Here is a 12,621-nt window from a genome sequence, read left to right as displayed (position 1 = left end):
GGGAGCTCCCACATTTTTATCGGCGTTGTGTCAGTAGCCACTCCGGGATTCTTCGTTCCAGGTAGTAAGTTGGCTGTTTCAGCGAGCCATCCACAAACCCGACATGCCCGCCCTTGGCCAGCAGTTCGAACTCGGTGCAATCCGACAGTTCGCTGGCCTCGGGCAGGCTGTGGGCGAACACGAACGGGTCGTCCGCGGCCTGGATGATCAGGGTTGGTGTGCGAATGCCCCCGAGGTAGTAGCGGCTGGAGGCGCGGCGGTAGTAGTCCTCGGCACTGAGGAACCCGTGCAGCGGCGCGGTGACGCGGCCGTCAAAGTCCCAGAACGTGCGCATCTTTTCCAGCGAGCCCAGATCAGCCAGGGTTTTCAGGCCTGCTTCTTGGCCATCCTTTAGAAAACGGCTTTGTTTGACGCGAATATAGGCCAGCATTTCACGCATGAAATGCTTCTGATAAACCCGTGAAAAGCCCAGGCCTATGCGATCTGCACACTGATCCAGGCGAAACGGCACCGACACGGCTGCCGCGCCTTGCAGCCCGGAGGCTTCGCCGGTTTCACCCAAGTGCTTGAGCAGCACATTGCCGCCCAGTGAATACCCCACCGCATACAGCGGCGCCAACGGGCGCTTGGCCCGCAGGTGAGCGATGGTTTCGGCCAGGTCTTCACTGGCGCCGGAATGGTAGCTGCGGGCAAGCAGGTTGGGTTCGCCGGAGCAGCCACGCCAGTTCAGCGCGACGCTGGCCCAGCCTTGGGTTGCGAGGGCTTTTTGCAGGCCGGCTACATAGGGCGAGTTGGACGAGCCGGTCAGCCCGTGCAGTACCAGCACCAGCGGGGTGGTTGCGTCATGGGGCCCATGCCAGTCGAGGTCGAGAAAATCGCCGTCTGCCAGCCACAGCCGTTCGCGCTGGCGTTCGATGTGCGTGGTTTTGCGCCACAGCGGTCCCCACAACGTTTGCAGGTGCGGGTTGCCGAGGCCGAAGGCGGGGGAGAAGCGGTCGAGGGGCGGAGTCATGAAATTCTCGGTGCCGAATGGGCTTGCTCCAATCATTGTAGGAGCGAGCTTGCTCGCGAAAAACTCAAGATCACCGCGTTCCCCTGGTTTCCCGCGTCATCGTTAACGATCTTCGCGAGCAAGCTCGCTCCTACACGGTGCGTTGCCACAACGCGTAATACACCCGCCCGGATTTCTGCTCGCGGTGCAGGCGCCACGTGCCCGGCAGGCCGAGTGTGGACGGTGCGGTTTCGCTTTCAGTGTAGATCCAGGCATCCGGCGCCAACCACTGACGCTCTTCCAGCAGCGCACATACAGTCGGCAGCAGGTTCTGGTTGAACGGCGGATCAAGAAACACCACATCAAACTCACGGGCTTCCTGGGTTTCCAGGTAGCGCAACGCATCAGCCGTCTGCACTTGCCCGGTGGTGCAACGCAGCGTGCCCAGGTGTTCCTTGAGACTGGCGACCGCCACATTGCTGGCATCCAGCGCCTGGCCCAGCGCCGCGCCACGGGACAGCGACTCCAGGAACAGCGCGCCGCTACCCGCGAACGGGTCCAGCACCTTGGCCCCGGCGATATACGGCGCGAGCCAGTTGAACAGGGTTTCACGCACGCGGTCTGGCGTCGGGCGCAGGCCCACGACATCGGGGAAGCTCAGCTTACGGCTGCCCCACTCTCCGCCGATGATGCGCAGTTGGCCCACACCGTTGTGAACGTTGTGGACAGGTTTTTTGGGACGGGATGGACGGGCCATTAATGCTCCGGAACCCCGAGCGGTTGCTCGGCGGGTTTATCAGTGGGGGGCGGTAGTGGCTTTTGCGCAATCGTCGGGCCGGCGGTCACGATGACCATCTTGTCGGCACTCAAATGTTTGTTCAAAGCAGCTTTGACCTGGTCAACGGTCAGCGCCTGGGATTGTTTCATGAAATCTTCCAGGTAGCTCAGCGGCAGGTTGTAGAAACCCATGGCGCCCAGCTGCCCGACGATATCGGCGTTGCTCGCGGTGGACAGCGGGAAGCTGCCGGCCAGTTCGCGCTTGGCGTCATCGAGTTCTTTCTGTGTCGGGCCGGTCTTGAGGTAGTCGGCGAGTACGTCCTGCACCAATCGCAGCGTGCCGGCGCTCATTTCGGCGCGGGTTTGCAGGTTGATCATGAACGGGCCGCGTACCTGCATCGGCGAGAAGCCGGAGTATACGCCGTAGGTCAGGCCGCGTTTCTCGCGCACTTCGCTCATCAAACGGGTGCCGAAGCCACCGCCGCCGAGAATCTGGTTACCCAGGGACAGCGCGGCGTAATCCGGGTCGGCACGGTCGATACCCAGTTGCGCCAGCAGCAGGGTTGTCTGCTTGGACGGGAACTCGATGTGCGTGGTGCCAGCCTTGGGCTCGACCGGTTGGGCGATTTTCGCCAGCGCCGGGCCTTTTGGCAGGGACGCGGAAACCTTGGCGGTCATGGCTTCGGCTTCGGCGCGGGTCAGATCGCCGACTACGGAAATCACTGCGTTGCCGGCGGCGTAGGCCTTGGCGTGGAAGTCCTTCAATTGCGCAAGAGTCACCTTCGGCACGCTCTCGGCGTTGCCTTCGCTCGGGTGCGCGTAAGGGTGGTCGCCATAGAGCTGCTTGAACAGCTCGATGCTCGCCAGTTTGCCGGGGTTCTGTTTCTGGTACTCGAAGCCCGCCAGCAACTGGTTCTTGATCCGCGCCAGAGAGTCTGCCGGGAAGGTCGGCTTGCCGATCACGTCGTCAAACAGTGACAGGGCGGCGTCACGCTTGTCGCTGGCGCTCAGGCTGCGCAGGGAAACCAGCGCCATGTCGCGGTAAGCGCCATTGCTGAAATCGGCACCCAGGCCGTCGAAACCGGCGGCAATCTGGCTGACGTCCTTGCCCGGCACGCCTTCGTTGAGCATTGCGTTGGTCAACAGTGCCAGGCCTGGCGTTGCGCCGTCCTGGCTGCTGCCGGCGGCGAACAGGATGCGCATGTCGAACATCGGCAGTTCATGGGCTTCGACGAACAGCACCTTGGCGCCTTCGGCGGTGGTCCAGGTTTGCACGTCGAGCTTGCGGTTGGTCGGCGCCTTGTCGTCCAGCTCGGCCAGGGATTGCAGCTTGTTGGCGGACTTGGCCTGCTCCAGCGCCTGGCTGGCGACGGATTCGCTGGGGCGCAGCAAATACACCGCGCAGGCAGCAGCCAAAGTCACCACGATCAGGCCGGGCAGCACCAGGCGGTTGTTTTTACGTTCACTCATGAGCGGTCTCCTCAGGCAAGACATGGGCGACGCTGAGACGTTCGCGGGTGAAATAGGTGCGTGCAGCTTTCTGGATATCTTCGGCGGTGACGCTTTGCAGCTCGGCCAGCTCGGTGTCCATGAGTTTCCAGGACAGGCCCACCGTCTCCAGGGAGCCGATGGCAGTGGCCTGGCTGGTAATCGAGTCGCGCTGGTAAACCACGCCGGCGATGACCTGGGCGCGGATACGCTCCAGTTCTTCAGCGCTCGGTGGCTTGGCCTTCAGCTCATCCAGCAGGCGCCAAAGGCCGGCTTCAGCCTGGGCCACGGTCTTTTTCTTTTGCAGGTTCGGTGTGGCAGTCAGGGTGAACAGGCTGTCACCGCGGGTGTAGGCGTCGTAGCTCGACGAGCCGCCGGACACCAGCTCTTCGCCGCGCTCCAGTTGTGTCGAGATGCGCGCGCTATAGCCGCCGTCCAGCAGGGCCGAGATCAGGCGCAGGGCGTTGACCGAGCGTTTGTCTTCAGCGGTGGCCAGGCTCGGCACGTTGAAACCAAGGATCACGCTCGGCAGTTTGGTCTGTACATGCATAGTCAGCAGGCGTTCACCGGGCTCGGCCAGCTCCAGCGGGATTTTCGCCGGGGGGACGTCGCGTTTGGGGATCGGGCCGAAATAGCGCTGGGCCAGGGTTTTGACTTCATCCGGGGTTACGTCGCCCACCACTACCAGGGTGGCGTTGTTCGGCACGTACCAGGATTGGTACCAGTGGCGCAGCTCTTCAACCTTCATGCGGTCCAGGTCGGCCATCCAGCCGATGGTCGGCGTGTGGTAGCCGCTGGCCGGGTAGGCCATGGCCTTGAAGCGCTCATAGGCCTTGGACATCGGGTTGTCGTCGGTGCGCATCCGGCGCTCTTCCTTGATCACCTCGATCTCGCGGCTGAACTCGTCGGCCGGCAGGCGCAGGCTGGCCATGCGGTCGGCTTCCAGCTCGAAGGCGACACCCAGGCGGTCACGGGCGAGCACTTGGTAGTAAGCGGTGTAGTCGTCGCTGGTGAAGGCGTTTTCTTCGGCACCCAGGTCACGCAGGATCAACGAAGCCTCGCCGGGGCCGACTTTGGCGCTGCCCTTGAACATCATGTGTTCCAGGGCGTGGGACAAACCGGTCTGGCCCGGGGTTTCGTAGCTGGAGCCAACCTTGTACCAGACCTGGGAAACCACCACAGGGGCGCGATGGTCTTCGCGCACGACGACCTTGAGGCCGTTGTCCAGGGTGAATTCGTGGGTGGGTTGTGGGTCGGCAGCCAAAGCTGAAAGGGGCAGACAAACTGTGCTGAGCAGCAGGCCTGCGGCGCGGCGGGCTAGAGCATTCATTCGTTTTTAAACCTGTTGGGCTGCCCGCTTGGTCTTAGCGTCGGCGGGCGAGGAGGTGCTAGGATACTGGTCCGACCTAGGGACGGCCACTATGGCTGTCTTGTTAAGGCTCTATTTAGGCCTTACAAAATGTTGCGCATGAACGAGCTGGCTAAAAAACAGTCTGTTACGCATCGAATTTTATTTACCGGCACGCCCCCTGGCGCGTCGCTACCTTGAGATAGCCGTCTCCATGTTTGGTTCCAACGACGACAAGAAGACCCCAGCTGCGGCTGGCGAGAAAAAAGGCCTGTTCGGATGGCTGCGCAAAAAGCCGCAGGAAACCGTCGTCGAACAGCCGCAGGTTCAAGCTGAACCGATCCCCGAATCCATAGTAGAAGCCGAACCGGTTGCCGAAACACCGGCCCCGGTGGTGTTGCCGATGGCCGAGCCGGTGTTGCAGCCGGTGGTTGAGCCAGAACCTGCGCCAGAGCCAGAGCCAGAGCCAGAGCACAAGCCATGGCTGGTGTTGCCGGTGGCAGAAGAGCCTGTAGCACTGGTTGAAGACGAGCTGGCCGAGCATGTGGCGCCGCCGATTCCGGCCCTCGTGGAGCCTGCGCCCGTTGTGGTCCAGGCGCCGCCAGTGGTTGAGGTGCCTGCACCGATGGTTGCCGAACCTGTTCCGGTCGCCGTCGCCGCGCCAGCAGTCATCGAAGAGCCTGCTGTTCCTGCCGAAACCGGCAAGACCGGTTTCTTCGCCCGCCTCAAGCAAGGCCTGAGCAAGACCAGCGCCAGCATCGGCGAAGGCATGGCCAGCCTGTTCCTCGGCAAAAAGACCATCGATGACGAGCTGCTGGAGGACATCGAAACCCGCCTGCTGACCGCCGACGTGGGCGTCGAAGCCACCGCCGTGATCATCCAGAGCCTGACCCAGAAGGTCGCGCGCAAGCAGCTGACCGACGCCGATGCGCTCTACAAGTCGCTGCAGGCCGAGCTGGCCAACATGCTCAAGCCGGTGGAAGCGCCGCTGATCATCGATACGCAGAAAAAGCCGTTTGTGATCCTGGTGGTTGGCGTCAACGGCGCCGGCAAGACCACCACCATCGGCAAGCTGGCGAAGAAGCTGCAACTGGAAGGCAAGAAAGTCATGCTCGCCGCCGGTGACACCTTCCGTGCCGCCGCCGTGGAGCAATTGCAGGTCTGGGGCGAGCGCAACAAGATCCCGGTCATCGCCCAGCACACCGGCGCCGATTCGGCTTCGGTGATCTTCGATGCGGTGCAGGCCGCCAAAGCGCGCAACATTGACGTGCTGATCGCCGATACCGCCGGTCGCTTGCACACCAAAGACAACCTGATGGAAGAGCTGAAGAAAGTTCGCCGCGTGATCGGCAAGCTCGACGCCGACGCGCCCCACGAGGTGTTGCTGGTGCTGGACGCCGGTACCGGCCAGAACGCCATCAGCCAGGCCAAACAATTCCACCAGACGGTCCAACTGACCGGCCTGGCATTGACTAAGCTCGACGGCACGGCCAAGGGCGGTGTGATCTTCGCCCTGGCCAAGCAGTTCGGGTTGCCGATTCGTTACATCGGCGTCGGTGAAGGCATCGACGACCTGCGCACTTTTGAAGCCGAACCCTTTGTACAGGCACTGTTTGCCGAGCGGGAGCGTTCATGATTCGTTTCGAACAGGTCGGTAAACGCTACGCCAACGGGCATGTCGGCTTGCATGAGCTGAGTTTCCGGGTGCGTCGCGGCGAATTCTTGTTTGTGACCGGCCATTCGGGTGCCGGTAAAAGTACCTTGTTGCGTCTGCTGCTGGCCATGGAACGCCCAACCACCGGCAAACTGCTGCTGGCGGGCCAGGACCTGGCAACCATCAGCAACGCACAGATTCCATTCCTGCGTCGCCAGATCGGCGTGGTGTTCCAGAACCACCAGTTGCTGTTCGATCGCACGGTGTTCAACAACATCGCCTTGCCGTTGCAGATTCTCGGTCTGTCCAAGGCCGAAATCGTCAAGCGCGTGGATTCGGCCCTGGAGCGCGTGGCGCTGTCGGACAAGACCGACCTGTACCCAGGCGACCTGTCCACCGGCCAGCAACAGCGCGTCGGCATCGCCCGCGCCATCGTCCATCGCCCGGCCTTGCTGCTGGCGGACGAACCCACCGGTAACCTCGACCCGCGCCTGGCCGCAGAAATCATGGGCGTGTTCGAAGACATCAACCGCCTGGGCACCAGCGTGCTGATCGCCAGTCACGACCTGGCGCTGATCGCCCGCATGCGCCACCGCATGCTGACCCTGCAACGCGGCCGCCTGATCGGTGACGGGGAGGCTGGGGTATGAGTGCAACACGCAGCCCGAAGGTTTCCGAGCGCGTCGCGCCAAAGGCGGCCGACCCGCAGCCACAGAAGAAAAAACGCGACGAAGACGATGGCCCGGATTTCGGCACCCTGGTGCATGCCTGGATCGAAAGCCACCGTGCCAGCCTGGTAGACAGCCTGCGCCGCCTCGGCAAGCAGCCGATCGGCAGCTTTTTTACCTGCCTGGTCATGGCCGTGGCCTTGAGCCTGCCCATGGGCTTGTCATTGCTGCTGAACAATGTCGAGCGCCTTGGCGGTTCGTGGCAGCGGGCGGCGCAGATTTCCCTGTACCTGAACCTGGATGCCAGCGCCCAGGACGGTGAGTCCCTGCGCGACCAGATCAAGGGCATTCCGGGTGTGGCCGAGGCTGAGTACATCAGCCGCGATCAAGCCCTGGAAGAGTTCCAGCAACAGTCCGGCCTGGGCGAGGCGCTCAAGGAGTTGCCGCAGAACCCGCTGCCGGGCGTGGTGCTGGTCACCCCGAACGAGGTCGACAAGACCACCCTGGAAGCCCTGCGACAAAAACTCGCAGAGCTGCCGAAGGTCCAACAGGCACAACTTGATCTAGTCTGGGTAGAGCGGTTGGCCGCGATTCTCAAGCTGGGCGACCGGTTTGTGTTCGGCCTGACGGTGTTGCTGGTGTCTGCATTACTTTTGGTGATAGGCAATACCATTCGTCTTCATATTGAAAACCGCCGCACCGAGATAGAAGTGATTAAACTCGTCGGCGGCACGGACAGCTATGTGCGTCGGCCTTTTCTGTACATGGGCGCGCTGTATGGCTTCGGTGCGGGAATTTTGTCCTGGGGCGTACTGGCTTTTGGCCTGAACTGGCTGAACGATGCGGTGGTGGGGCTTGCCGGTTTGTACGGCAGCGATTTTGCCCTGGCCGGCGTGCCGGCAGCCGATGGTCTGTCATTGTTGCTTGGGGCAGTGCTCTTGGGGTATATCGGTGCTTGGATTGCGGTCGCACGGCATTTACGTGAGCTGGCACCGAAGTAGTTAATGTCAGGGTAATGTGGTTTCGTTTGTATTGACCGTATCAGTGGTTTAGGGAACTTGTCCTACGGTTCCCGGTCAATTTTCGCAGTGCTGAACTGCACGAGTTATGTGAGTCGGAGGTTTTTTCGTATGACCACTTCTTTGCAACCTGCTTATGCTCTGGTCCCGGGTGCGAACCTGGAGGCCTATGTGCACACGGTCAACAGCATTCCATTGCTGACGCCCGAGCAGGAGCGTGAACTGGCCGAGAGTCTCTACTATGAGCAGGATTTGGGGGCGGCTCGGCAGATGGTGCTCGCCCACCTGCGTTTTGTCGTACATATCGCCCGTAGCTATAGCGGCTACGGCCTGGCCCAGGCTGACCTGATTCAGGAAGGCAATGTTGGCCTGATGAAAGCTGTGAAGCGCTTCAACCCGGAAATGGGTGTGCGCCTGGTGTCGTTTGCTGTGCACTGGATCAAGGCGGAAATTCACGAATTCATCCTGCGCAACTGGCGCATCGTGAAAGTCGCGACCACCAAGGCCCAGCGCAAACTGTTCTTCAACCTGCGCAGCCAGAAGAAACGCCTGGCGTGGCTGAACAACGAAGAAGTGCATCGCGTGGCCGAAAGCCTCGGCGTAGAGCCACGTGAAGTGCGCGAGATGGAAAGTCGCCTGACCGGCCATGACATGGCCTTCGACCCGGCCGCCGAAGCGGACGACGACAGCGCCTTCCAATCGCCGGCCAACTACCTGGAAGACCACCGGTACGACCCGGCGCGTCAGCTGGAAGATGCCGACTGGAGCGACAACTCCAATCACAACCTGCACGAAGCGCTGGAAGTGCTGGACGACCGCAGCCGTGACATTCTCTACCAGCGCTGGTTGGCAGAAGAAAAAGCCACGCTGCACGACCTGGCGCAGAAGTACAACGTGTCGGCCGAGCGGATTCGTCAGCTCGAGAAGAGTGCGATGAACAAGCTGAAACTGTCGATCGCCGCCTGAACAGCTGCGAAGTGACAAAAAAATGCCCCGATCGAGAGATCGGGGCATTTTTGTTTGTGTTCGCACAACTCGAATTCAGCTCGGTCCACTGTGGGAGCTGGCTTGCCTGCGATGAGGGCCTGCCAGCCAACACATCTGCAGGCCGACACACCGCTATCGCAGGCAAGCCAGCTCCTACAGTTGTTTTGTGGGGTGTCAGTCAGCCCAAGGCGCCTTGCGCGAGTTGTTCAGCTCATTCAAATAGCTGTCGCCACCCAACTGACTCATCTGCTGCCGAATCCACGCCGCCCGTCGCGCGACATACGACGTTGGATGGCTGGCACTCCACACCCGCGGATTAGGCAGCACCGCCGCCAGGTAGCTGGCCTGCTGGCGGGTCAGCGCCTTGGCGCTCACGCCAAAGTGATGCCGCGCCGCCGCTTCGGCGCCGAACACGCCTTCATCCCATTCCACGCTGTTGAGGTACACCTCAAGAATTCGCTGCTTGGGCCAGAGAATTTCGATCAGCCCGGTAAACCAGGCTTCCAGCCCCTTGCGGAAATAGCTGCGGCCGGTCCACAGGAACAGATTCTTCGACACCTGCTGGCTCAAGGTGCTGGCGCCACGAATCGAACCGCCACGCTCGTTATGCTGCAATGCCGCCTGGATCGCGCCGAAATCAAAACCCCAATGTTGCGGGAAGCGCTGGTCTTCGCCCGCCATCACCGCCACTTTAAGTTCGTCGGAGATCTGATCCCACGGCACCCACGTGCGCTGTACGTCAATCGGCTCGCCGTCGACCCAGGACTCGACCTTGCGCTCAACCATCAGCGCAGTGCCCGGTGGCGGCACGAAACGGAACAGCAGCACCAACAGCACGCTGCCGATGGCAAACCACTTGAGGGCTTTGAGAAAACGCTTGAAGAGGAGACGCAGCATAGAGATGGCTTGGCCGAACCCGTTGAGCGGGCCATTATACAGACCCTGCCCCCTGAGTCTGACTGGAGTTCCTCATGTTGCGTGGCTTTCTGATGCTGGCTGCCTTTTTCGGTTTCACCGGCGTCGCCCTGGGTGCGTTTGCCGCCCACGGCCTGAAAAACCGCCTGAGCGCCGAGTACCTGGCGATTTTCCACACCGGCGTGACCTACCAGTTGGTGCACACCCTGGCGCTGTTCGGCGTGGCACTGCTGGCGGCGCACATCCCGGGCAGGCTGGTGACGTGGGCGGGGGTGTCCTTTGCCGTGGGCATCCTGCTGTTCTCCGGCAGCCTGTATGTGCTGACCATGACCGGCATCAGCAAGCTCGGCATCATCACCCCGTTTGGTGGCCTGGCGTTCCTGCTGGGCTGGTTCTTCCTCGGTTTGGCGGCGTGGCGTCTACAGGCTGCCTGACCAAGGGGCTTGGGCCAGCAACGTCAATCACGCTAGAATGCTGGCCCCTAAAAACGATGGCGGCCCGTGGCATGCGCATTCAGTTGAACGGCGAACCCTTTGAACTGCCCGACGGTGAAACCGTTGCGGCCCTGCTGACCCGTCTGGACTTGACCGGACGCCGCGTCGCAGTGGAGCTCAACCAGGATATCGTCCCGCGTAGCCAGCACGTCGAGACCGCGCTCACCGAGGGTGACCAGGTCGAAGTGGTCCACGCCATCGGCGGCGGCTAGCCGTCCGGCGCTCCAGGGCGCCAACCCGCATTCTGCAGAACCTCACCCCAACTCGAGGATTTCCCATGAGCATCGTTCGTAGCGACAAGCCTTTCGTCCTGGCCGGTCGTACCTTCCAGTCGCGTCTGCTGGTCGGCACCGGCAAGTACCGCGACATGGAAGAAACCCGCCTGGCCATCGAAGCCTCGGGCGCCGAGATCGTTACTTTCGCCGTGCGCCGCACCAACCTCGGCCAGATCGAGGGCGAGCCGAACCTGCTCGAAGTGCTGTCGCCGGATCGCTACACCTTCCTGCCGAACACCGCCGGTTGCTACGACGCCATCGAAGCCGTGCGCACCTGCCGCCTGGCCCGTGAGCTGCTCGACGGCCACAACCTGGTGAAGCTGGAAGTGCTGGCCGACCAGAAAACCCTGTTCCCCAACGTGATCGAAACCCTCAAGGCCGCCGAAACCCTGGTCAAGGAAGGCTTCGACGTGATGGTCTACACCAGTGATGACCCGATCATTGCCCGTCAATTGGCGGAAATCGGCTGCATCGCGGTGATGCCGCTGGCCGGCCTGATCGGTTCCGGCCTGGGCATCTGCAATCCGTACAACCTGCAGATCATCCTCGAAGAAGCCAGGATCCCGGTACTGGTGGATGCGGGCGTGGGCACTGCCTCCGACGCCACCATCGCCATGGAACTGGGTTGCGATGCGGTGCTGATGAACTCGGCCATCGCCCATGCGCAGCAGCCGGTCCTGATGGCTGAAGCCATGAACCACGCAATTGTCGCCGGCCGCCTGGCGTACCTCGCCGGGCGCATGCCGAAAAAACTTTACGCCAGCGCCTCCTCGCCGCTGGATGGTCTGATCAAGTAAGAGCCATTGATGACTGAATCAAACGAAACGCCGAACACCCTGGAAGAAGGCGACGAGTCCAAGCACCGCCGCATCAAGAGTTTTGTGATGCGCGCCGGTCGCATGACCGAGGGCCAGCAAAAGGGCCTGGAGCAGGGCACGCCGCTGTTCGTCCTGCCGCTGGCAGACGCGCCGGTGGATTACGACCAGGTGTTTGGCCGCTCGGCACCACGCTCCCTGGAGATTGGCTTCGGCATGGGCCATTCCCTGCTGGAAATGGCCGCGGCTTCGCCGGAGCAGGATTTTATCGGGGTTGAAGTACACCGTCCGGGTGTTGGTGCGCTGCTGAACGGCGTGCTGACTCAGGGCCTGACCAACCTGCGGGTCTACGACTGCGACGCGATCGAAGTGCTCAACCGCTGCATCGCCGACAACAGCCTCGACCGCCTGATGCTGTTCTTCCCCGACCCATGGCACAAGAGCCGCCACCACAAGCGCCGCATCGTCCAGGCTTCCTTCGCGGAACTGGTGCGCAGCAAGCTGAAAGTGGGCGGCATCCTGCACATGGCCACCGACTGGGAACCGTATGCCGAGTACATGCTGGAAGTAATGAACGTCGCCCCTGGCTACCGCAACCTGGCGGAAGACGGCAAATGCGTCCCGCGCCCGGCCGAGCGGCCGATCACCAAGTTCGAACGTCGCGGCGAGCGACTCGGGCATGGGGTTTGGGATTTGAAGTTCGAGAAGCTGGCGTAGTTAGCTCGAAAGCTGAAATGCAATCAACTGTGGGAGCTGGCTTGCCTGCGATCGCATCACCTCGGTATCACTGATACACCGAGGTGTCTGCATCGCAGGCAAGCCAGCTCCCACATTTGTTTTGTGCCGCGCTTAAGGTCAGCGGCGATCCGCCACCACCCCAATCAACACCAGCACCACCAACAACACTGGCGCCAGGCTGTAGTTGTTGAACTGGCTCAACCCGCGAACAATCCACGGCGTGGCATAGATCAGCGCAGCACCGCTGCCGATCATGCACACCAGCGCCATCAGCGGCACGCGCAGCGCGCCTGCGATGCTGCCCAGCCGTGCTTCGACCCAGCCCTTGATGTCGGCGCCAAACAGCACCAGCAGGCAACCTACCAACGCCAGGGAGATTTCCGACAGGTTGCTACGGCTCCAGCGGGATACGGTGGCGAGCAGGTCGAGTACCAGATCCATTTGATTTCCTT

Annotated in this window: 14 protein-coding genes; 8 read left to right on the top strand and 6 right to left on the bottom strand. The window is 61.8% G+C overall.

The features are described from left to right. Positions 1-16: 16 nt before the first annotated feature. From HX818_RS13190 to HX818_RS13175, 4 genes are all read right to left on the bottom strand, one after another. Positions 17-1,012, bottom strand: coding sequence for a hydrolase (locus HX818_RS13190; protein ID WP_177020248.1), 996 nt, complete (start codon positions 1,010-1,012; stop codon positions 17-19). A 130-nt stretch (positions 1,013-1,142) separates the two neighbouring features. Then, positions 1,143-1,748 (bottom strand): 16S rRNA (guanine(966)-N(2))-methyltransferase RsmD, encoded by a 606-nt coding sequence (gene rsmD / locus HX818_RS13185; protein WP_003213788.1) that lies wholly within the window; start codon positions 1,746-1,748, stop codon positions 1,143-1,145. Next, positions 1,748-3,238 (bottom strand): pitrilysin family protein, encoded by a 1,491-nt coding sequence (locus HX818_RS13180; protein ID WP_003213787.1) that lies wholly within the window; start codon positions 3,236-3,238, stop codon positions 1,748-1,750. Before HX818_RS13180 ends, rsmD begins: the two co-directional genes overlap by 1 nt. Beyond that, positions 3,231-4,586, bottom strand: a complete 1,356-nt coding sequence (locus HX818_RS13175) for a pitrilysin family protein (RefSeq protein ID WP_003213786.1) — start codon at positions 4,584-4,586, stop codon at positions 3,231-3,233. Before HX818_RS13175 ends, HX818_RS13180 begins: the two co-directional genes overlap by 8 nt. Positions 4,587-4,818: 232 nt before the next feature. Here HX818_RS13175 and ftsY point away from each other — a divergent pair, with 232 nt between their 5' ends. The 4 genes from ftsY (at position 4,819) to rpoH (ending at position 8,911) form a co-directional block, all read left to right on the top strand. Beyond that, positions 4,819-6,240 (top strand): signal recognition particle-docking protein FtsY, encoded by a 1,422-nt coding sequence (ftsY, locus tag HX818_RS13170; protein ID WP_177020247.1) that lies wholly within the window; start codon positions 4,819-4,821, stop codon positions 6,238-6,240. Continuing rightward, positions 6,237-6,908 (top strand): cell division ATP-binding protein FtsE, encoded by a 672-nt coding sequence (gene ftsE, locus HX818_RS13165; protein WP_003213784.1) that lies wholly within the window; start codon positions 6,237-6,239, stop codon positions 6,906-6,908. Before ftsY ends, ftsE begins: the two co-directional genes overlap by 4 nt. After that, positions 6,905-7,927: a permease-like cell division protein FtsX gene (gene ftsX, locus HX818_RS13160; RefSeq protein WP_003213783.1), complete on the top strand. Its 1,023-nt coding sequence runs from the start codon at positions 6,905-6,907 to the stop codon at positions 7,925-7,927. The genes ftsE and ftsX overlap by 4 nt, the downstream gene beginning before the upstream one ends. Positions 7,928-8,056: 129 nt before the next feature. Beyond that, positions 8,057-8,911 carry an RNA polymerase sigma factor RpoH gene (gene rpoH / locus HX818_RS13155; protein ID WP_003176698.1) on the top strand — a complete coding sequence of 285 codons (855 nt, stop codon included), beginning with the start codon at positions 8,057-8,059 and terminating at the stop codon, positions 8,909-8,911. 195 nt (positions 8,912-9,106) lie between these two features. On the opposite strand, the gene mtgA is transcribed toward rpoH, so the two are convergent. After that, positions 9,107-9,829 (bottom strand): monofunctional biosynthetic peptidoglycan transglycosylase, encoded by a 723-nt coding sequence (gene mtgA, locus HX818_RS13150; RefSeq protein WP_087693250.1) that lies wholly within the window; start codon positions 9,827-9,829, stop codon positions 9,107-9,109. 74 nt (positions 9,830-9,903) lie between these two features. Here mtgA and HX818_RS13145 point away from each other — a divergent pair, with 74 nt between their 5' ends. The 4 genes from HX818_RS13145 (at position 9,904) to trmB (ending at position 12,148) form a co-directional block, all read left to right on the top strand. After that, entirely contained in the window at positions 9,904-10,281 is a 378-nt protein-coding gene (locus tag HX818_RS13145; protein WP_003213781.1) for a DUF423 domain-containing protein, read from the top strand. A gap of 71 nt (positions 10,282-10,352) precedes the next feature. Beyond that, a complete protein-coding gene (thiS, locus tag HX818_RS13140) occupies positions 10,353-10,553 on the top strand; it encodes a sulfur carrier protein ThiS (RefSeq protein ID WP_008434168.1) in 201 nt (66 codons plus the stop codon). Positions 10,554-10,618: 65 nt separating this feature from the next. Continuing rightward, positions 10,619-11,413, top strand: coding sequence for a thiazole synthase (locus HX818_RS13135; protein ID WP_008434166.1), 795 nt, complete (start codon positions 10,619-10,621; stop codon positions 11,411-11,413). A gap of 9 nt (positions 11,414-11,422) precedes the next feature. Beyond that, a complete protein-coding gene (gene trmB / locus HX818_RS13130) occupies positions 11,423-12,148 on the top strand; it encodes a tRNA (guanosine(46)-N7)-methyltransferase TrmB (RefSeq protein WP_102604119.1) in 726 nt (241 codons plus the stop codon). Between the two features lie 138 nt (positions 12,149-12,286). Here trmB and HX818_RS13125 read toward each other — a convergent pair whose 3' ends face one another. Next, entirely contained in the window at positions 12,287-12,610 is a 324-nt protein-coding gene (locus HX818_RS13125) for a DUF3392 domain-containing protein (RefSeq protein WP_003213776.1), read from the bottom strand. Positions 12,611-12,621 lie beyond the last annotated feature (11 nt).

This window comes from Pseudomonas sp. F9001, assembly GCF_013385435.1.
Lineage (GTDB): Bacteria > Pseudomonadota > Gammaproteobacteria > Pseudomonadales > Pseudomonadaceae > Aquipseudomonas.
Note: the sequence above shows the minus strand (reverse complement) of the source record. Positions and strands in the feature narration are given on the sequence as shown.